Genomic DNA, 18,422 nt, shown 5'->3' on the forward strand with positions numbered 1-18,422 from the left:
TTCCCCGTGATCGGCACAGGGATTCCATGTGACCGGTCCGACCGCCACCGGAACACACCACGGCGGCGGACCTGACGATCGTGTCGTACAACTCGGGGCCGAGCACGTCGACCACGAGCACGGAACCGGGCTGGGGTCTTCCCGTGTGATTGGCGATGCCGCGAACACTCGTCGACGGCGAACCGACGAGCAGAACCCCTGGGATCTCGCGCGGGCTCACAGCACCCTCCTACCGATTCCGGTCGGTTTGCGGACCTGGCGGGCGAGTCGGCTTGGCTGCCGACCTCCGGGGCCGACGTCGTGGCGCACGACGTCGGCCCCGGGTTTGCGTCGAACACGACGAACCATGACCCGAGCCTCGCAGTCGGCGGGCCGGCCCGGCATCTTCTCTCGTGCGAGGTAGTGGTCCATTCGTGCCGTGTCGGCCCCGGGTTCACGGGCAACCACGGAGTAGTCGGCGGGTGCGGAGTCGCGCAGAATTGGTGGCGCGGGTCCGAGCGGAGCCCGGTTCAGGCGACCGGCTCCACCGCCTCTTCGAGCCCGAGCAGGAAACGGAGTTCGCGCGGCGTCACGGAGAGGTCCGTCAGCTTCGTGGTGGCGGCCGAGTTCACCGCGAACCGCAAGGCCCGGTCCGTCGGCGGGCCGTCGCCGTCGCGCGGGGCGAGGTCCCGGACCCGGTGAATGGCCTCCTCCAGCAGGGCTGCCAGCGCTTGGCGGTCGTCACGGCGACGGGTCGCCATACGGCGGACGTCGAGCATGACCGAATGCGAGACGGCCTCGCGCAATTCGGGATCGGCCGTTTCGGTCAACGCGCCGACGAGCCCCTCCGCCTGCTCGTCGTAACACGATTCGATGCGGTGCAGCGTGGTGGCCGCGACTTCCACCGAGTGGTTCTTGATCGCGGCGAGGTTGAACGTGAACGCGCCGGTCCGACCGTTCCGGATGATCTCGTCGCCCTCACGCGGGCTGCCCACGACGGAAACGGGACCGGACGGCGTGCCGTCGGGACCGAGGAGTCGGCCGCACGGGTCGACTTCGACACCGCGCCCGGTGCGCCGGTGCGCGACGGCGATTTCCTTCCGCAGCAGGTTCGTCCACAGCGCGGAGTCCGCGCGCTCGTAGTTCGTCTCGCGCCCGAAATTCGAGACGACGAGATCCGCCTCGATCGTCCGCGTCGCGCCCTGCCCCGTGACGGACAGGACGAGCGTGCCCGCTCCGGTGGCCCGGATCTCGTGCACGCGGCCGGTGGTGAGCACGATCTGACCGCCTTCGCCCATGGCCGCGTCGACGATATTCGTGGTATAAGCCATTGCGCTCACCCGAAGCACGGCCAACAGGCTCCCGTAGCTGTCGAGCAACGCGCGGAGCTCGTCCGTGGGAATGCGCTCCAGGATCGCGGGCAGATAAGGCTCCCACGATTTGGCGACCCGTTCCGTCACCACGACCGGAGATACTTCGGGATGTTCACGGGTGAGGATCGCGCACGCGCGCTCCCATTCTTCCCGGAAGCGGCGGACGAATTCCTCCCGCCCTTCCCAGCGGTCGCCGAGCAGTTGCGGCGCCGGTAACTCGAGAACCTGGTGCCGATGGTTCGACGGATAGGTGCGAGGCGTCAGCCCGGAACCGGAGATCATGTGGATCCGACCTTCGTGCCCCTGGCGTAACAACAGCGTCGCGGAGTCGTAGGCGCTGAGCAACGTGCCGACGATCGCGACGACGCCGTCCTTGCGCACGTGGAGCAACCGCTCGATACCGCTCTTGGAATACGGGCTGCGCACGAACGCCGGGTGCTCCAGCACCTCGGCCGCGAACGCCGGGTACTTCGTCTCCAGCCCGGTGGCGAGCACGACGTGGTCGGCCTCGAGGACCACCGGCTCGCTCCCGGCGCCGTCGGGCAGGTCGATGAAGCCCTCCACCACGACGTGCGCGTGGTCCTCGAAGACCTCCACGTCGACCGCTTCCCCGTCGACCTCGACCAGCCTCACGCCCGCCGCCGCCTCGCGGACGGCCTCGGCGAGGCGGCTCTCCAAGTAGTCCTGGTAGATCCGGCGCGGCGCGGGACCGGACTCGGTGAACTCGAAGTCGCGCCAGTCCCCCGGCCAGTCCGACCGGTCGGCCTCGTGGTTGGCCCAGCGGATGAAGTCGTCGACGTCCTCGCGGAATGCCGACATGCGGCCCGCCTGGATGTTGAACACGTGGTGCCAGTGGTTGCTCTCGCGCTGGTAGGCCACGCCGGAGTTCCGGTAGTCCGGACGGCGTTCCACCAGCACCACCTCCAATGGCTCGCGGGCGAACCTGAGAAAGCGGATGGTGGTCGCGGTGCCGGCCAGACCCGCTCCGACGACGACAACCCGGCGGAACCGGTCCACGCTTTTCACCATGCCACCTCTGTTTCCCTCTGGAGCTACCCGCCGAAGTCGCGGACGGCGAGCCGAAGCCACGCCGTTCCGGACCGCGCATTGGTTGATCGGCCAGTAGAATACCGTCGATCATGCGAGGTGGACATGCCGCGAAGGCCGCGTGACCCAATCGTTCCTCGGAATTTCGCCCGAAGCCGGCCGGACGTTCGACGGGTTCGACGTGATGATCACCGCGGCACCCTGGGCCAGGCCGGATCCGGGGCCGATCACGAGGGATATCGATGCATTCCCGAAGCCATTACCGCACAGGTGCTTGACAATTCGCCGCACGACTGGAGGTCACCGAGTCCGCAAAAATGCGGACAAAACAGCGGAGGCCGCCGACGGCGACGCGTCGACGACCTCTCACGAGCGGGCGGGGCGGGAGTCAGGAACCGTTCGGCCGCGGCGCGGCGGACGCCAGGAGGGCTTCGGCCAGCCCTCGTCCCCGCTTGGCGGGACCGTCCGGGCCGAACGACTGGCCCGACGCGTGCAGGCCCTCGAAGACCAGCATCAGCTGGTCGGCCAGCGCGTCCGGGTCCTCGACCCCGAGCTCGTCGGTCAGCTCGCGCATCCGCGCCCTGGTCCACGACTTCGCCACGAGGGCGTTGTGGTGCGCGGGCAGGTCGGGCTCCGGGAACTCGGCCATCGAGATGAGGAACTTGCAGCCGCGGAACGCCTCGGAGGAGAGCTCGCGGAGCACGATGTCGAACACCGCCAGGATCTGGTCGCGCGGGTCCGGGCCCGCGCCCTCGACGGCGGCGGTGAACTGGGCGCGGAACTCGAGGTCGGCGCGCTCGACGTAGGCGCCGACGAGGTCGTCCTTGGACGCGAACAGGCGGTAGAGGGTGGTCGGTGCGACACCGGCCTCGGCCGCGACGAGGTCCACGCCCGTGGCGCGGATCCCCCTCAGGTAGAACAGGTCCCCGGCCACTCGCAGTACGTGGGACCGGGTCTCAGCAGCGGTTCGATGCACGGGTTCCCCTCGCCATCGCCATGCTAGGGACGGTTCCCTAAAGTCTACTCCCGCACCAATGGCCCCACTATTCCCCGCTGCACCCGCTTGCCGTGGCCGAGCGCGCGCCGGCTCACCCCTCCGCGCCGCCGGCGACCCACGTGGCCCGACGCGAGGCCTCGACCTCGAACGGCAGGCGCACCACCGCGACCGGCGGACCCGCGAGGTCGGCCGCGTCCAGCACCAGCACCTCGTCGCCCGCGACGGTCACCACCCAGCCTTGCCCCTCGTCCTTGCCGTTCGGCACGAACACCGGCTGGCTCGGCGTGGTGGCGAGCTCGCGGCGCCACGTGCAGCCCAGCGCCACGTCGTGGCGGATGATCGCGGCGCCCGCCGTGCCGAACACGAAGCGGTGGCGGCGGCCCGCCAGGCGGTCGTCGACGACGCCGACGTCCATCGCGGGCAGCTCGACCTGGCGCACGCCGCCGGTGGCGAGGTCCAGCGTGTGGCGACGCAGCACGCCCGGCGCCCAGACCGCGTCCACGACCACGCGACCGAGGTCCTCGTAGGCGTTGACCAGGGACAGCACCTCGCCCTCGGCCACCTCGAACCACAGCGGCCGGCCGTAGGCGAGCAGGCCGATGCGCGTCGGGCCGGTGGCCGGGCCGGAGTACGGGTCGCGCAGGCCGACGAGGTCGGCGGCGCGGCTGTAGTACGGCGCCGAGTCGAAGACGACCACGAAGCGGTCCGTCACGCCGACCGCGCGCATCCGGGGCGCGCCCTCCAGCGGGAACGGCTCGGCGCGCAGCACCTCGCCGTCGTCGCCGAGCGTGACGTGCTCGGCGTAACCGAGGTCCGGGTGCGACATGGCCGTGTGCCACACCCCGCCGTCGAAGACCGGGCGGGCCATCGTGGCGCCGGAGGGCAGGTCGGCCGGCACGAGGGCGGCCGGCCTCGGGCCGCGGTACCACCGCGCGCCGTCCGGCCCGAGCCGGACGCCCGACACGCCGTACTTGCCGGACCAGACGAGCGCACCGTCCAGCCCGGCGGGCAGCGCACCACGCACCACCAGCGCTTCCGCGACCTCCCGCACCGACGCGACCACGCCAACCACCCCGTCCTCACATTCCATAACACTGTCTTACTACCATTTATAGCGGCGTTATGGAACCTCGTCAAGCCGATCCGGCCCCTGGCGGCACGTGTACCCGTACGGCCTATTGCGCCAACCTCACGTCTCGCGGACAGGACGTGGTGGCCCACCCGGTGGTCACAACTGGTCACCTCGAGGGTCCGGCGCGCTCGTGGCGGACTCGATCGCGATCGTCGTGGCGCCGCCCGCGGCGAGGCTCCGGTGCCGGGTGACGTCGTGGTCGAGCTGCCGCGCCAGGCGCCCGATGGTGGTCGAGGTCAGGTAGCCGTCGGCGCCGGCGTCGAGCATGCGCCGGACGGGACCGTGGTAGCTGACCGCGAGGCCGTCGTCCTCGACCTCGGTGACGATGACGCGGGCCTTCGGGAACACAGACCGGAGCAGCCCGATCAGCTGCGGGCTGCCGGGCGGCGCCAGCAGCACGTCGGCCGTCTTCGGCGCCGCGTGCAGGTCGAGCACGATGTAGTCCTCGCCGAGGGCGGCCGACAGCGACGCCCGCGCCGACCTGGACAGCTTCATCGCGGTGGCGACCACGGTCACGTCGTGCACCGCCGGGTCCGGCCCGGCGTCCCCGCGCGGTTCGGCGGTGGCGGTGACCGTCGCGATCGGGACACCGTCCCTCGTGACGACCAGGCTCTCACCGGGGCTGAGCGCGTCGAGGAGCGCGACGACGTCCTCAGGCAGCCGTGTCGCGTCGATGTGTCCGCGTTCGTCGATCATGTCTATGGGACGGCTACGCCCCCTGCGGCGTTGGCCGGCGCACGTCGTCCGGCTGAACCGAGCCCGGACACGGCAACGGCACCTCGCTGTGGGACGAGGTGCCGTTGGGAGGTGCCGCGGGCTACAGCGGCACGTTGCCGTGCTTGCGCGCCGGCGTCGGGCGACGCTTGTCGCGCAGCATCGCCAAACCCCGCGCGACCGCGGACCGGGTGTGCGCCGGGTCGATCACGTCGTCGACCAGGCCCCTCTCGGCCGCGTAGTACGGGTGCACGAGCTGTTCGGAGTACTCCGCCAGCAGCTCGGCCCGCAGCGCGTCCGGGTCGGCCGCCGCGGCGAGCTCCTTGCGGAAGATCACGTTCACCGCGCCCTCCGCGCCCATCACCGCGATCTCGTTGGTCGGCCAGGCCAGCGCCAGGTCCGTCCCGATGGACCGGGAGTCCATCACGATGTACGCGCCGCCGTACGCCTTGCGCACGATCACCTGGATGCGCGGCACGGACGCCTCGCAGTAGGCGTAGAGCAGCTTCGCGCCGTGCCGGATCACGCCCGCGTGCTCCTGCGACGTGCCGGGCAGGAACCCCGGGACGTCCACAAGGGACACCAGCGGGATGCCGAACGCGTCGCAGAACCGCACGAACCGCGCCGCCTTCTGGGACGCCTCGATGTCCAGCACGCCCGCGAACACCAGCGGCTGGTTGCCGACCAGCCCCACGACCGCGCCGTCGATCCGGCCGAACGCCACCACCACGTTGCGCGCCCACCCCTCGTGGACTTCGAGGAACTCCCCGTCGTCCACCAGCTCCTCGATGAGCGTGCGCATGTCGTAGGGCTTGTTCGGCTCGACCGGCACGATCGAGGCGAACTCCGGCCGCACGTCGTCCACCGCGCCGACCGGCTCGCGGGCGGGCGGTGGCTCCAGGTTGTTCGACGGCAGCATCGACACCAGGTAGCGGACGTCCTCCAGGCACGACTCCTCGTCGTCGTGCACGAACGACGCCACGCCCGACAGCTCGCCGTGCACCGACGCGCCGCCCAGCTCGTCGTGCGTGACCTTCTCCCCCGACACGGCCTGCACCACGTCGGGACCGGTCAGGTACATCTGCGCCGTGCCGCGCACCATGAACGTGAAGTCGGCCAGCGCGGGCGAGTACGCCGCGCCGCCCGCGGACGGGCCGAGCACCACCGCGATCTGCGGTATGACGCCGGACGCCTCGACCTGGCGGCGGAAGATGCCGCCGTAGCCGTCGAGCGCCATCACGCCTTCTTGGATGCGCGCGCCGCCGCTGTCGTTCAGCGCGATGATGGGCGAGCCGGTGTCGATGGCCATGTCCATCACCTTGTGGATCTTCGCCGCGTGCGCCTGGCCGAGCGAACCGCCGAAGATGGTGAAGTCCTGCGCGTAGACGAACACGCGCCGCCCTTCGATGGTGCCCGAGCCCGCCACCACGCCGTCGGTGTGCGGGCGGTGCTCGGACACCTTCAAGCCGTGCGCCTGGTGCCGCCGGTAGAGCTCGATCTCGGTGAACGAACCCTTGTCCAGCAGCATGTCCAGGCGTTCACGCGCCGTGTGCTTGCCGAGCGAGCGCTGCCGGCGCACCGCTTCGGCGTTGGACACCGCGCGGTCGCGCAGGTCGTCGTTGCGCTCCCGCAACAGGTCCATCGTGCGGATGGGCAGTTCGGGTCGGAAGTCCGAGTGCCCGTTGACGTGGTCGATCCCTGAAGTGGTCATCGTCGGCCTGCCTGGCGATCGGTCACCGCACCGGTGTCGGCGAGCCACCGCACCGTGTCGGTGACCGTGTCGGCGAACGGACGGGGTTTGAGGTCGAGCGTGCTCGCGGCCGGGTCGACCCGGACCGCCGCGCCGACCGTGGCGATCGCGCCGTACTCGGCGGGGATGTGCCACGGCCAGAAGGGTTGCACCAGGTCGACGAGCCGCCCGACGGGCGTCATCATCGCGGCGGGCAGGAAGACCGCCGGCAACGCGCGACCGGTGGCCTTCCTGATGCCGTCGAGGTACTCCCTGATCGTCAGGTAGTGCCCGGGCCCGAAGTGCCGGCCCGTGACGTCCGGGGACAGCAGCGCCGCGTGCAGCGCCGCCGTGTCCCGCACGTCGCCGATCTGCAGCCCGCCCGAGGGCCACATCGGCATGATCCCGCGCAACGTGTTGCGCAGCCGCTCGACCTGGTCGCCGAGCTTCGGGTCGTGCGGCCCGAGGAGGGGCGGCGGGTAGCTGACGACCACCGGCGCCCCTTCCTCCTGGTGCCGCCGCGCGATGGCTTCCGACGCGGCCTTGGTGGCCGCGTACGGCTCCCGGGTCGCGCCGACGGGCGACTGCTCGCGGATCACCCGCACACCGGGCCCGAACAGGGCCGCGATGCTCGACACGTGGACGATGCGGCCCGCACCGGCACGGCGGGCGGCGGAGAGCACCACCTCCGTGCCGTGTGCGTTGGTCCGCAGCATCTCCGCCCGCCTGCGCCGGTCGAACGAGTACACCGACGCCGCGTGGACCACCGCGTCCACGCCGCGCACCGCCGCGTCGACCGACCGCTCGTCGGTCACGTCGCCGACGAAGACGTCGACGGCGTCGGGCGGCACCTCCAGCGGTCGCGTGGCGGCCTCCACCGCGTCCGCGTCCCGGACCAGCAGTCGGACCCGGTGTCCGGCGCGCACGAGCTCCGCCACCGTGTGCGAGCCGACGAAACCGGTACCCCCGGTGACGGTCACCAGCATGTGCACTCCCTCCCGAAGCGGGCGGACCCGCGGGTCAGACCTGGTGGAACGAGCTGCTGTAGAACAGCAGCGCCGACGCGCTCGCGCCGCGACTGGAGCCGAGAACCTGCCCCACGAAGATCGTATGGTCCCCGCCCTCGTAGAACTGCACCAGCTCGCACTCCAGCCAGGCCAGCGAACCGTTGAGCAGCGGTGCGCCGGTGTGCGGTCCCTCGATCCAGTCCACCGCGTCGAACTGCTCCGGCCCGAGCGGCCGGCGCTTGTCGGCGAAGTACTTCGCGGTGTCCCGCTGGTCCGCGCCCATGATCGACACGCCGAACCGCTTGGCGTTGGCGATCGCGTCGTGCATCACCGCCGAGTGCGAGATGCAGCAGAGCACCAGCGGCGGGTCGAGGGACACCGAGGTGAACGAGTTCGCCGTCATGCCGTGCGCGCGCTCGCCGCCGACCGTCAGCACCGTGACCCCGGTCGCGAACAGGGACATGGCCTCCCGCAGCGAGGTCTCCTCCATCGTGGGCGCCGCCTCGTACATGTCCGTCATCCCCCCAGCCCGGCACGGGCGAGTGCCGGGGCCTCGGCGTAGGGCGCGAGCGCCTTCCGCAGGTCTTCGGGCACCCGGGAAGGCACCGTGTTGGTGTTCGGGCCGCGCATGCACGCGATCCGCTGCCTGCCCTTGGCGACCAGGACCTCCTGGCCGCCGGTGACCTTGACGTAGTCGAAGCTGAACTGGACCTGCGTCTGGGTCAGCTCCTCCAGCCGCATCCGCACCGACAGGTCGTCGAAGAGAGTGATCTCGGAGAAGAACTCGCACTCCACCTTGAGGGTGAACAGCTTGAGGTCGTCCTGGAGGTCCCGCAGCACGCTCGGCGCCTTCTCCTTCAGGAACATCTCCCGGCACCGCCCCTGCCACCGCAGGTAGTTCACGTAGTACACGTTGCCGACGAGGTTGGTCTCCTCGAACCCGACGGTGTGCCGGATCTCGTAGTAGTCGGTCATGTCAGCTCTCCTTGCCCACGAGCACCGCGAACACCACCGGCTCGGCCCGGTCGATGACGGTGGTCACCCAGGTGGCGACCTTGGCGTCGCCGGTCGACAGCACGGCCCAGCCGTCCGGGTGGACCCGGTCGACGGTCAGCGCCTGCGTGGTGGAACCGGTCTTGCGCAGGCACTCCAGGGCACTCCACACGCGGGTGCCGGAGATGGCCGCCGTCTCGCCGACCTCGGAGGCGAGCAGGTCGCGCACGGCGATCAGGTCGTCGCCGAGCAGACCGGTCCAGTCCTCCTCCGACCGGGCGACGGCTTCCTCGACGTCCACGCCGAGCGTGCCGCCCGCGGCCGCCACGGCGAACGTGACGCCCGCGCTGTGCGAGGCGGACACCTCCGCGCCGTCGACCTCCGGCTTGCCGTCGGGCCGGTAGCGCACCTCGACGGGGCGGTCCAGCGCCCGGCTGAGCGCGAGCGCGGTCTGCGCGCGCCGCTCCGGCGAGGCGTCGGTCGGGTCGGGCTCGACCACGACCGCGCGGCTGCCGCCCAGGACCCGCTCCAGCGAGCGCTCCAGGTACGAGCCGAGCATGGTCGGCGTCCACGGTCCCGCGCCGTCGCGCTTGCGCACGGCCCGCAGCACCAGGCCCTCCCACCGCTCGACGAGCCGGCCCTCGGGGTCGCGCACGTCGAGGTCGTAGGTGTAGCTGTCGCCGTCCTGCGACCGCTCGCGGGCGTCCAGCACCACGTACTGGGCCAGCTGGTCCACCGGCGCGGCCAGGTAGAGCCGCTCCACGCTCTGCGGCAGCAGCGTGGCGTCGGGGACGCAGCACTGGATCGCGTGCATCATCACGTCCCGCGTGCCCGGGTCGGCCAGCATCCGGTCCTGCGGCAGGAACGGCGCGAACCAGGTGGCCACGGAGGTCGTGGCGACCTCGGCCACCGCGTGCCGGGCGCTCGCCCGCCGGTAGCCCTGCAACCGCTGGAACCGCTTGCCCTGGAACAGGACGCTGCCGTACAGCTCGGTGACCGGGTCGACCGGCACCAGCGGCAGCACGGGGGCGCCGTCCACCACGTCACCGGGGATCGCCGGCCGCGGGAACCGCAGTCGGGCCCGGAAGTGGTCGGCGGAGAACCCGGTGTCCTCGGCCCTGATCGCGACGTCCACCGTCTCGGCGTCGCGGGCGAGCGCGGCGATGCGCACCGTCAGCGAGCCTCCCGGCCGCACGACCACCGGCCGCAGGAACTCCACGTCCTCCAGCATCGGCGGCGCTTCGTGCCCGGTGAGGGCACTGGCCACCTGGGTCATGGCCTCCATGCCGATGACCGCCGGGAACAGCAGGTCGCCTTCGAGCAGGTGGTCGCCCAGGTACGGGTCGCTGCCGTCGGACAGGTCGGCCTCGGTGACCAGTTCGACCGCCGGGTAGTGGACCAGCACGCGGTCCACGAACCGGGCCAGCGGCAGCTCGGTGCTCGCCATCTCCAACGTCGGCAGGCCCGCGGCGCGGCCGGAGACCACCAGCACGGGGCCCACGGTCGGGTCGGCCAGCACCTCGCGCAGCACCGCGATGCCCGCGTCGGTGGAGATCGGCGTGATGCCGTCGCGCATCAGCGCCTCGACCACGCCCAGCCGCTCGCCCATGCCCGCGCCGGACCAGACCGACCACTCCAGGGCCAGCACCCTGGCGTGCGGGTGCTTCACGCCGAAGTCGACGGTCAGCTCGCTCATCCAGTCGTTGGCGGTGGAGTAGTGCGCCTCGCCGCGCAGGCCCGCCCGGCCGATGATGCTGCCGAACGTGACCAGGAGCTTGATCTGCTCCGGGTCGACGGCGTCGAGCACCGCGTTGAGGCCGGCGATCTTCGGCGCCAGCGTGGCGTGGAAGTCCTGTTCGGACAGTCCCGTCAACGCCTTGGGCTCGTTGCGGCCCGCGCCGTGCAGCACGGCGGTCACCTCGCCCAGCTCGGCGCGGAACTTCGCCACCGCGACGGCGATCTGCTCGGCGGAGGTCACGTCGGCCCGCTCGTAGCGGTGCTTGATCCCGGCCGCGGTCATCCGGGCGAGGTTGGCCGCCAGCTCGGGGTCGGCGGCCGGGTCGGCCCGGCCGATCAGCGCCAGGGACGCGCCCGAGTCGGTGGCCATCGCGATGGCGCACTCGGCCGTGATGCCCTTGCCGCCACCGGTGACCAGCAGCACGTCGTCCGAGTCGAGCGGGGTGCCCCCCGGCGAGTCGGGCGCCACCTGACCGGACACCGCCCGTAGCACCGGCACCGTCCGCACGCCGTCGGCGTCGTACCGGGCCTGCGAGAACTCCGTCGTGGCCGCGACCTCGGCCGCCACCCGGCGCACCGCGTCGGTGTCGTCGGCCAGGTCGACCAGCGTCACCGGGATGTGCGGCGCCTCCAGGTGCAGCGTGCGGGCCAGGCCCGACGCGCCGAGCTTGTGCTGCACGACCGCGAGCCTGCGACCGGACGCCAGCACGTCGCGCGCGGCCTCCAGGAACAGGCCGACGTGCGCGTCACCGCCCTCCGGCGGCAGCAGCAGGAGCACGCCGTCGCCGGGCAGGCCGGCCTTCAGCGGCTCGGCCAGCGGGTGGCCCTCGGGCGCGTAGACGGTCCACTCGCCCACCGGTCCGGGCGCCGCCGCCACGAGCTCGCGCTCGACGTGCTCGACCAGGAACGGCCGCACCCACGGCGCGACGCCGGGCACCTCGCCGTTGTCGCGCTCGTCGGTGTGCGCCGTGTCGGCCAGGTTGTCGATCAGCTCGGCGAGCTCGCCCATCCGCACGGTGGCGAAGTTGGTCGTGCCCTCCAGGGCCGGGCGGCCGAGGCTGCGGGTGACCTCGTTGACCAGCTGGCCGACCGTGATGGAGCTCAGGTGCAGGTCGTCCAGCGGGTGCGTGTTCGCGGTGATGGCCTCCAGCGGCAGCTCCACGCGCTCCGCGGCCAAGCGGCGCAGCAGCTCCAGCGTGGACTCGCCGTCGGAACCCGTGGCGGTCTCGGACTTCGCCGCCTTGGCCGCGGCGGAGGCGGCCTGCTCGGCCGTGCGCACGGCGGAGTCGAGGGCGGGAGCCGTCTCGCAGGGGCTCGCCAGGAACGTCATCGAGCCGTCCAGCGGCAGGTCGCGGATGACCCGGTCGCTGAACAGGACGTCCGTGCGGACCGGCGCGCCGAGCACGTGCGCGGCGGCGACGACGGTCAGCAGCGAGGTGAGCGACCCGCTGTCGGTGTCGACGGAGAGCGCCGGCTTGTCGGGGGCGATCTCCTCCAGCAGGCCGGTGAGGACGCGGCCGGGGCCGACCTCGACGACCAGGTCGGTCGTCGCGGCGGCCTTGGCGGCGGCCTCGTGGAACCGGACCGGGAGGGTGATCTGGTCGCGCAGCAGCTCGCGCAGGTCGGCGCCCGCCTCCAGCACGTCGCCGGTGACGGTGGAGTGCACCGGGCGGATCAGCCGGCCGAAGTCGAAGTCGACCAGCCGCTCCGCCATGGCCTCCGACGCCGGGGACACCAGCGGCGAGTGGAACGCGTGGGAGACGTTGATGCGGGTCGCCTGCACGCCCGCGGCCCGGGCCACCGCGCACACCCGGTCGACGGCCTCGGCCGGACCGGACAGCACGGTCTGCGCGGGGCCGTTGTAGCCGGCGATCACGACGTCCTCGCCCGCCGCCAGCTCGAGCGCGCGCTCGGCCGTCGTGCCGAGGCCCGCCATCGCGCCGCCGCCCTTGCTGGCGCTCGCCATGACGCGACCGCGTTCGGCGGCCAGCGACAGCACCCGGTTGGCGCTCAGCGCGCCGCCCCAGTGCACCGCGGTCAGCTCGCCGAGGCTGTGCCCGACGGCCGTGTGCGCCTGGATGCCCAGTTCCCGCAGCACGTTCAGCGCGGCGAGGGAGCCGGCGACGATGCGCGGCTGCGCCACCTCCGTGGCGACCTGGTCGCCGTCGGTCGGCAGGCCCGCGGCCTGGAAGACCTCCTCAGCGACGGGGAAGCGGCGGCGGATGGCGCCGACCGCGCCCCGGCCCGAGCCCTGGCCCGGGAACAGGAACGCCAGGCGCGGCTCCGCGGCCCGGTCGTCCAGGAACACGCCGTCGGCGGCGTCGAAGAGCGTGGTGTTCTCGCTCACCGCGACGATCAGCTTCTCGACCTTGCGCTCGGCCTCCTCGGGCGTGCGGGCCACGACGGCGCCGCGCAGCGACGAGCCGGTGAGCCGCGCGGCCAGCGCCGACGCCAGGTCGCCGAGCTCGGCGAAGGCCAGCTTCGGCAGCAGGGCGGCGACCTCGGCGACGCGGTCCTTCAGCGTCGTGCGGTCGGGCGCGTCGAACAGCAGCACCTCGGCGTCCTGGCGACCGGCGACCAACGCCTTCGTGCGCACGTCGAGCTGCTCGCGGCGGGGCGCGTCGGGCGCGGCCTCCAGGGCGATGTGGGTGTTGATGCCGCCGAAGCCCATGGCCGACACGCCGGCGCGCACCGGCTGGTCCTCCGGCCACAGCTCGGCCTCGAGCGGCACGTACATCACCGCGTCGTCGGCGGTCAGCTTCGGGTGCGGGTCGTAGTGGCCCGTGCCCGGCGGGATGACCTGGTGGTGCACGGCGAGGGCCGCCTTGATCAGTCCGGCGACCCCCGCCGCGGCCTTGGTGTGCCCGAAGTTGCCCTTGACGGTGCTCAGCGCGGCGGGCCGGGCGTTGGGGTCGGCGTTGCGGCGGGCCGAGGACAGCGCCTCGATCTCCGTCTCGTCGCCCAGCGCCGTGCCGGTGCCGTGGCCCTCGAAGTAGGACACCGACTCCAGGCCGTAGCCCGCGCGGCCGTAGGCGCGGTGCAGGGCCAGGCGGTGGCCGTCGGCCTCGGGGCGGGTGATGCCGCCCTTGCCGTCCGAGGAGACGCCCCAGCCGGCGATGGTCGCGTAGATGCGCGCGCCCTTGGCCAGGGCGTCCTCTTCGCGCATCAGCACGAGCGAACCGGCGCCCTCGCCCGGCCAGAAGCCGTTGGAGTCCTTGTCGTAGACCTTCATCACGCGCTTGGCCAGCGCGCCGGTCTTGGCGAACCCGATGACCTCGAACGGGTCGATCGACAGGTCGACACCGCCCGCGATGGCCACGTCCATGTCGCCCTCGACGAGCGACTTGGCGGCCGTGGCGACCGACAGCAACGACGAGGAGCACGCGCCGTCGACGGTGTAGCCGCCGCCGCGCAGGTCGAAGTAGTTGCAGATGCGGCCCGCGATCGTGTTCGCGAGGCCGCCCGCCAGGGTGTCCTCGTTGATCTCCGGGAACGGGGCCTTGTAGTCCACTTCCAGCTCGCTCAGGAAGCCCGCGATCTCGTCCTCGGGCCAGCCCTTGCCCGCCAGCGCCGCGGCGACCGTGCGGCGCACGTAAGGCCAGCGCAGCCGCATGATGTTCGCGCGGGAGAACTCACCGGTGAGGCTGTTTCCCAGCACCACGCCGGTGGACCGCTTCGGCAGGCCCTCGCCGTCGGGGAATCCCGCGTCGGCCAGCGCCTGGGCGGTCACGTCGAGCGCGAGCCAGTGCGTCAGGTCGGTGGAGCGGAACGTGCTGCCCGCCACTCGGTAGTGGACGCGGTCGAACTCGAAGTCGCGCAGCACCGCGGCCTTCGTGCTGTAGAAGCGGTCGGGCGCCTCGGGGTCGGGGGAGTAGTAGTCCGCCTGGTTCATCCGCTCGTCGGGCAGCCTGCGGAAGGCCCGACGACCGGCCAGTACGTTTTCCCACAGTTCCCCTGTGGAACCGGCATCGGGGTAGCGCAGGCCGATGCCGACGATTGCGATCCGCTCACTGCTCATGCTTTCACCGTCTTTGTGGACATCGGGGATTCGGGATAATCCGTTAAACGGCCGTGCGCATACGCGACAAAGGCTCACGGCACTTCGGAATATGTGCTCGACTTAATACTGCACGACCAACCGACGACTTGCTTCTCCTATTTTGCCCTGTGACCTGCGCTTTTCCATAACAGCGTGATTCGATTTCTCCGCGCAACGACCCGGTCACGCGGCCGCAGCGTCCGCTCCCCCGCCCGCCGCGTCGGGGACCGGTGGACCCGTCGACTCCCCCGGTCGCCGGAGCCCGACCCGGCGAGGTCGATCCGTTCGGCTCAGCAAGTGCGCACGAACGAAGAAATCCACGTTGCATCACACTGAGATGCTTCCCGGGCCCCACGAGCGCCGCTCACCACCAGGGGCTCCTGTCCCCCGCACCACCCGCTCCGGAGAGGGATCACATGGCGCGCACCGGCACCAACCAGAAGGACCAACTGGAGCTGACACCGACCGTCGGCACGTCGACGTTCGTCACCGGCAACTTCCCGCGCAGGCGCGGGCTCATCGTCCTGCTCGCCTCCATCGCGGGCTTCCTGCTGACCGTCGTGTGGTCGGCCCACTTCGTCGACTCGGTGATCGGTGACAACGTCGCCAACTCGCTCTTAGGCCACGACGCCAAGGAAACCCCGATCCAGGGCATCGCGGCGGGCATCGCGTTCGCCTTCGTCAGCGGCATCGCGGGCACGTTCACCGCGTGCAACATCGCCGCGTTCGGCGCCGTCGCCCCGATGCTCGGCTCCGCCGGGTCGCGGTGGGCGAAGCTCGCCGCCACGCTTAAGCCGATCGGGTGGTTGGCCGTCGGCATGATCCCGGTGTCCGCGCTGTACGGCGTGCTGGTCGGCATCATCGGCACGCGCATGCCGCAGTTCTCCACCGCGGCCAACGCGCCGGGCACGCTGAGCAGCCGCAGCATCCAGTCGCTGATCGTGTTCGGCGTCATCGGCCTGGTGATGTTCTACCTGGGGCTCGCCGCGCTGGGCCTGGTGCGCGACCCGTTCCGCAAGATCTCCCAGCGGTTCCCCAACGCGCCGATGGTGTTCATGGGCGTGCTGATCGGCGGATTCCTGATCGGTCGCCCGTTCGGCCTGTTCCGGAAGATGTTCCGCGACGCGGCGGAGAGCGGCAACCCCTTGTACGGCGCCGCCGCATTCACCCTCCAGTCGGTTGGCAACATCATCATCATGGCCCTACTGTTCCTCGCGCTGGCCTACTTCACGGGCGGCCGTTTGCAGCGGTGGCTCACCGCCAAACCGAGCAGGATCGCCACTGTGACCGCCGTCGCCCTGATCGTCGCCGGCGTCTTCACCTTCATGTACTGGGACATCAGGCTGCTGGCCCGGCGGGAGATCATCCCGTGGTACCCGACGGCTCCGTGGGCCTGACCACTTCGAGGGGAACAAGGACGAACATGGGCATTCCGACCGAGCCGATCGGCAGCGTTCCGCGTCCCGCGGAGCTCGTGCAGGGCTTCCGCGACCACGCGGAAGGCCGCATCGACGCCGCCGAGCTGCGCGCGCTGACCGACAAGGCGCTGGCCGACACCGTCAGCCGGTTCGAGGCCACCGGTTCGCCGGTGGTCACCGACGGCGAGCAGGACAAGCCGAGCTTCCTGACCTACCCGGTGGCGGGCATCGCCGACCTGGCGGCGGGCGGGCCGGTCGTGCCGTTCGCCGACGGGCACACCCGGCAGCTGCCCGTGCTCACGAGCGGGCCGTTCCGCTACGCCGCGCACGCCGTGGACCAGCTGCGCAACGCGCAACGGCTCACGTCGCTGCCGGTGAAGCAGCCGGTGATCGCGCCGTCCGCGCTGAGCCTGCTCTACCCGGCCGACGGGATCGACGGCTACTCGCGCGAGGAGTTCACCGCCGACCTCGTCAACGAGACCGAGGCCGACATCCGCGCGTGCCTGGAGGCGGGTGCGTCCGTGGTGCAGCTCGACTTCACCGAGGGACGGCTGTCGCTCAAGCTCGACCCGTCGGGCGGGTTGCTGCGGGACTTCGTAGCGCTCAACAACGCGGTGCTGGAGCGGTTCTCCGAGGCGGACCGGGCCAGGATCGGCGTGCACACGTGCCCCGGCGGCGACTGGGACTCCACCCACAGCGCGGACGTCGACTACGCCGAGCTGCTGCCGGAGCTGTTCCGGATCAAGGCCGGCCGGTTCTACGTGCAGCTGGCGAGCGAACCCGACCGCCGGCGGGTGCTCGCGGTGATCAAGGAGCACCTGCCCGCCGACGCGCGGATCTTCATCGGCGTGACCGACTCCATCGACCCCCGGGTGGAGACGGCCGAGGAGGTGCGGGACCGGGTGCTGGAGGCGGCCGAGTTCATCCCCGTGGAGCGGCTCGGCACGTGCGACGACTGCGGGTTCGCCCCGTTCGCCGACGACACCTCCACCTCGCGTGACACGGCGTTCGCCAAGATCTCGGCGCGCGTCGAGGGCACGAGGCTGGCCGCGGAGGCGCTCGGAGCCTGATCGGCGCCGCGCGATGTCGGCACGGTCTTGCGGCCGTGCCGACGTCCTCGCCCGGACGGCCCGCGCCGCACCGTCCACACCGGACGTTCGGCGCGGCGGGTGACCGGGGTGGCGGCGGAGGGCGTCGGGCATCGGCGTGCTAGCCCGGTGACGGCACGGCCAGTTCGGCGTCGGGCGCGTTGCGGGTGTCGAGCTCGGGCAGCGCGAGCAGGATCGGCAGGTCCAGCGGGCACGCCGCCCTGGTCTCGATGTCCGCTTCCGCGGTCCGACCCGTCGACACGGTGACGGCGTCGGTGCCGCCGACGAACAGCGGCCGTCTCTTCGACGGGTTCGGGTCGAGGTCGTCGACCGCGACCACGGCGGCCCGGAGGTGGAACTTGCCCTCGGGCATCGCCTCCAGCCGGTACGGCCCCGCGCCGTCCCGGATGTCGCACGCGACCGGGATGCCCTGAGCGATCGGGTCCTTGAACGCCCCCACGTACACCCGCACCGGCGTCCCGGTCTCCGGCACGCCGACCCACCCCGCCACCGCGCCGGCCCGGGTCCCGCTCGCGGGTCCGGAGAACGACGACAGCGAGAGCATGCCGCCGAAGGACAGCGCGCGGTAGCGGGCGGGCGGCACGCCGACGCTGCGGGTGAAGCGGCTGGTGAACGTGCCGAGGCTGTTGTACCCCACCATGTACGAGATCTCGGTGACGCTCAACGACGTCTCCAGCAGCAGCTGCTTGGCCTTCGTGAGGCGGACCGCGGTGAGGAACCGGCCCGGCGACGTGCCGGTCAGCGTCCGGAAGACCCTGGAGAAGTAGAACTTGCTCAAGATCGCGGTGTCCGCCATGTCGTCCAGTGAAAGCGGCTCGTGGTAACGGTTCCACATCGTGTCGATCGCGCGCTCTACCGCACTCTGCACAACACTCCTCCATCCCCCTCGCTCACGCGGTACCGGCGAGCGCCCCGAACGGCAGCGGTCTCCCGCTCGCGGTGGCCCGCCGTCAGTCCAAGTCGGACCCCCGCCGACCGACCGCACGCCGCGGCCGGATCCGCGTGATCCCCCACCAGGTCCGGCCGGCGCCGCCCGACGCCGTCCCCCTCGACCCGTGCCCACCCGGTGCGGCCGCGCACCGGGGACCCCGTTCCCGACCCGAACGGCGCCAGGACACGACGCCGCGGCGACCGGTGCAGGTTGGCCA

General features: G+C 71.7%; 12 protein-coding genes and 1 pseudogene. 2 read left to right on the plus strand and 11 right to left on the minus strand.

Annotated elements, in window-relative coordinates:
* Nucleotide 1: 1 nt before the first annotated feature.
* The 10 genes and pseudogenes from AB0I91_RS30270 to AB0I91_RS30315 all read right to left on the minus strand — a co-directional run.
* Nucleotides 2-220, minus strand: a pseudogene (locus AB0I91_RS30270) (PEP-utilizing enzyme); the annotation flags it as partial.
* A 289-nt stretch (nt 221-509) separates the two neighbouring features.
* The gene (locus tag AB0I91_RS30275) at nt 510-2,441 is read right to left on the minus strand and encodes an FAD/NAD(P)-binding protein (RefSeq protein ID WP_499640005.1); all 1,932 of its coding nucleotides are present in this window, start codon (nt 2,439-2,441) and stop codon (nt 510-512) included.
* 346 nt (nt 2,442-2,787) lie between these two features.
* Nucleotides 2,788-3,333 (minus strand): TetR/AcrR family transcriptional regulator, encoded by a 546-nt coding sequence (locus tag AB0I91_RS30280; protein ID WP_498775478.1) that lies wholly within the window; start codon nt 3,331-3,333, stop codon nt 2,788-2,790.
* Between the two features lie 154 nt (nt 3,334-3,487).
* On the minus strand, nt 3,488-4,459 hold the full coding sequence (locus tag AB0I91_RS30285; RefSeq protein ID WP_499640006.1) for a carotenoid oxygenase family protein: 972 nt from the start codon (nt 4,457-4,459) through the stop codon (nt 3,488-3,490).
* A 165-nt stretch (nt 4,460-4,624) separates the two neighbouring features.
* Entirely contained in the window at nt 4,625-5,224 is a 600-nt protein-coding gene (locus tag AB0I91_RS30290) for a hypothetical protein (RefSeq protein ID WP_499640007.1), read from the minus strand.
* A gap of 121 nt (nt 5,225-5,345) precedes the next feature.
* Nucleotides 5,346-6,884, minus strand: a complete 1,539-nt coding sequence (locus tag AB0I91_RS30295) for an acyl-CoA carboxylase subunit beta (RefSeq protein ID WP_498775693.1) — start codon at nt 6,882-6,884, stop codon at nt 5,346-5,348.
* Nucleotides 6,885-6,949: 65 nt separating this feature from the next.
* A complete protein-coding gene (locus AB0I91_RS30300; RefSeq protein ID WP_499640009.1) occupies nt 6,950-7,957 on the minus strand; it encodes an SDR family NAD(P)-dependent oxidoreductase in 1,008 nt (335 codons plus the stop codon).
* A 34-nt stretch (nt 7,958-7,991) separates the two neighbouring features.
* Nucleotides 7,992-8,498, minus strand: coding sequence for a flavin reductase family protein (locus tag AB0I91_RS30305; RefSeq protein ID WP_498775486.1), 507 nt, complete (start codon nt 8,496-8,498; stop codon nt 7,992-7,994).
* The gene (locus tag AB0I91_RS30310; protein WP_498775488.1) at nt 8,495-8,953 is read right to left on the minus strand and encodes an acyl-CoA thioesterase; all 459 of its coding nucleotides are present in this window, start codon (nt 8,951-8,953) and stop codon (nt 8,495-8,497) included. Before AB0I91_RS30310 ends, AB0I91_RS30305 begins: the two co-directional genes overlap by 4 nt.
* Before the next feature lies 1 nt (nt 8,954).
* Nucleotides 8,955-14,726 carry an SDR family NAD(P)-dependent oxidoreductase gene (locus AB0I91_RS30315; RefSeq protein WP_499640011.1) on the minus strand — a complete coding sequence of 1,924 codons (5,772 nt, stop codon included), beginning with the start codon at nt 14,724-14,726 and terminating at the stop codon, nt 8,955-8,957.
* Between the two features lie 437 nt (nt 14,727-15,163).
* Between AB0I91_RS30315 and AB0I91_RS30320 the strand changes: the two genes are divergently transcribed.
* Together AB0I91_RS30320 and AB0I91_RS30325 are read left to right on the plus strand one after the other, a co-directional pair.
* Nucleotides 15,164-16,144, plus strand: a complete 981-nt coding sequence (locus AB0I91_RS30320; RefSeq protein ID WP_498775492.1) for a hypothetical protein — start codon at nt 15,164-15,166, stop codon at nt 16,142-16,144.
* 26 nt (nt 16,145-16,170) lie between these two features.
* Nucleotides 16,171-17,235, plus strand: coding sequence for a cobalamin-independent methionine synthase II family protein (locus AB0I91_RS30325; protein WP_498775494.1), 1,065 nt, complete (start codon nt 16,171-16,173; stop codon nt 17,233-17,235).
* A 139-nt stretch (nt 17,236-17,374) separates the two neighbouring features.
* Here the strand turns inward: AB0I91_RS30325 and AB0I91_RS30330 are convergent, their stop codons facing one another.
* Nucleotides 17,375-18,142: a helix-turn-helix domain-containing protein gene (locus AB0I91_RS30330; protein WP_498775496.1), complete on the minus strand. Its 768-nt coding sequence runs from the start codon at nt 18,140-18,142 to the stop codon at nt 17,375-17,377.
* Nucleotides 18,143-18,422 lie beyond the last annotated feature (280 nt).

Source organism: Actinosynnema sp. NPDC049800, assembly GCF_040656635.1.
GTDB lineage: Bacteria > Actinomycetota > Actinomycetes > Mycobacteriales > Pseudonocardiaceae > Actinosynnema.

Coding starts and splice junctions, on each gene's coding strand:
- AB0I91_RS30290 (WP_499640007.1), bottom strand. CDS start 5,224: ATGATCGACGAACGCGGACACATCGACGCGACACGGCTGCCTGAGGAC.
- AB0I91_RS30295 (WP_498775693.1), bottom strand. CDS start 6,884: ATGGACCTGTTGCGGGAGCGCAACGACGACCTGCGCGACCGCGCGGTG.
- AB0I91_RS30300 (WP_499640009.1), bottom strand. CDS start 7,957: ATGCTGGTGACCGTCACCGGGGGTACCGGTTTCGTCGGCTCGCACACG.
- AB0I91_RS30305 (WP_498775486.1), bottom strand. CDS start 8,498: ATGACGGACATGTACGAGGCGGCGCCCACGATGGAGGAGACCTCGCTG.
- AB0I91_RS30310 (WP_498775488.1), bottom strand. CDS start 8,953: ATGACCGACTACTACGAGATCCGGCACACCGTCGGGTTCGAGGAGACC.
- AB0I91_RS30315 (WP_499640011.1), bottom strand. CDS start 14,726: ATGAGCAGTGAGCGGATCGCAATCGTCGGCATCGGCCTGCGCTACCCC.
- AB0I91_RS30320 (WP_498775492.1), top strand. CDS start 15,164: ATGGCGCGCACCGGCACCAACCAGAAGGACCAACTGGAGCTGACACCG.
- AB0I91_RS30325 (WP_498775494.1), top strand. CDS start 16,171: ATGGGCATTCCGACCGAGCCGATCGGCAGCGTTCCGCGTCCCGCGGAG.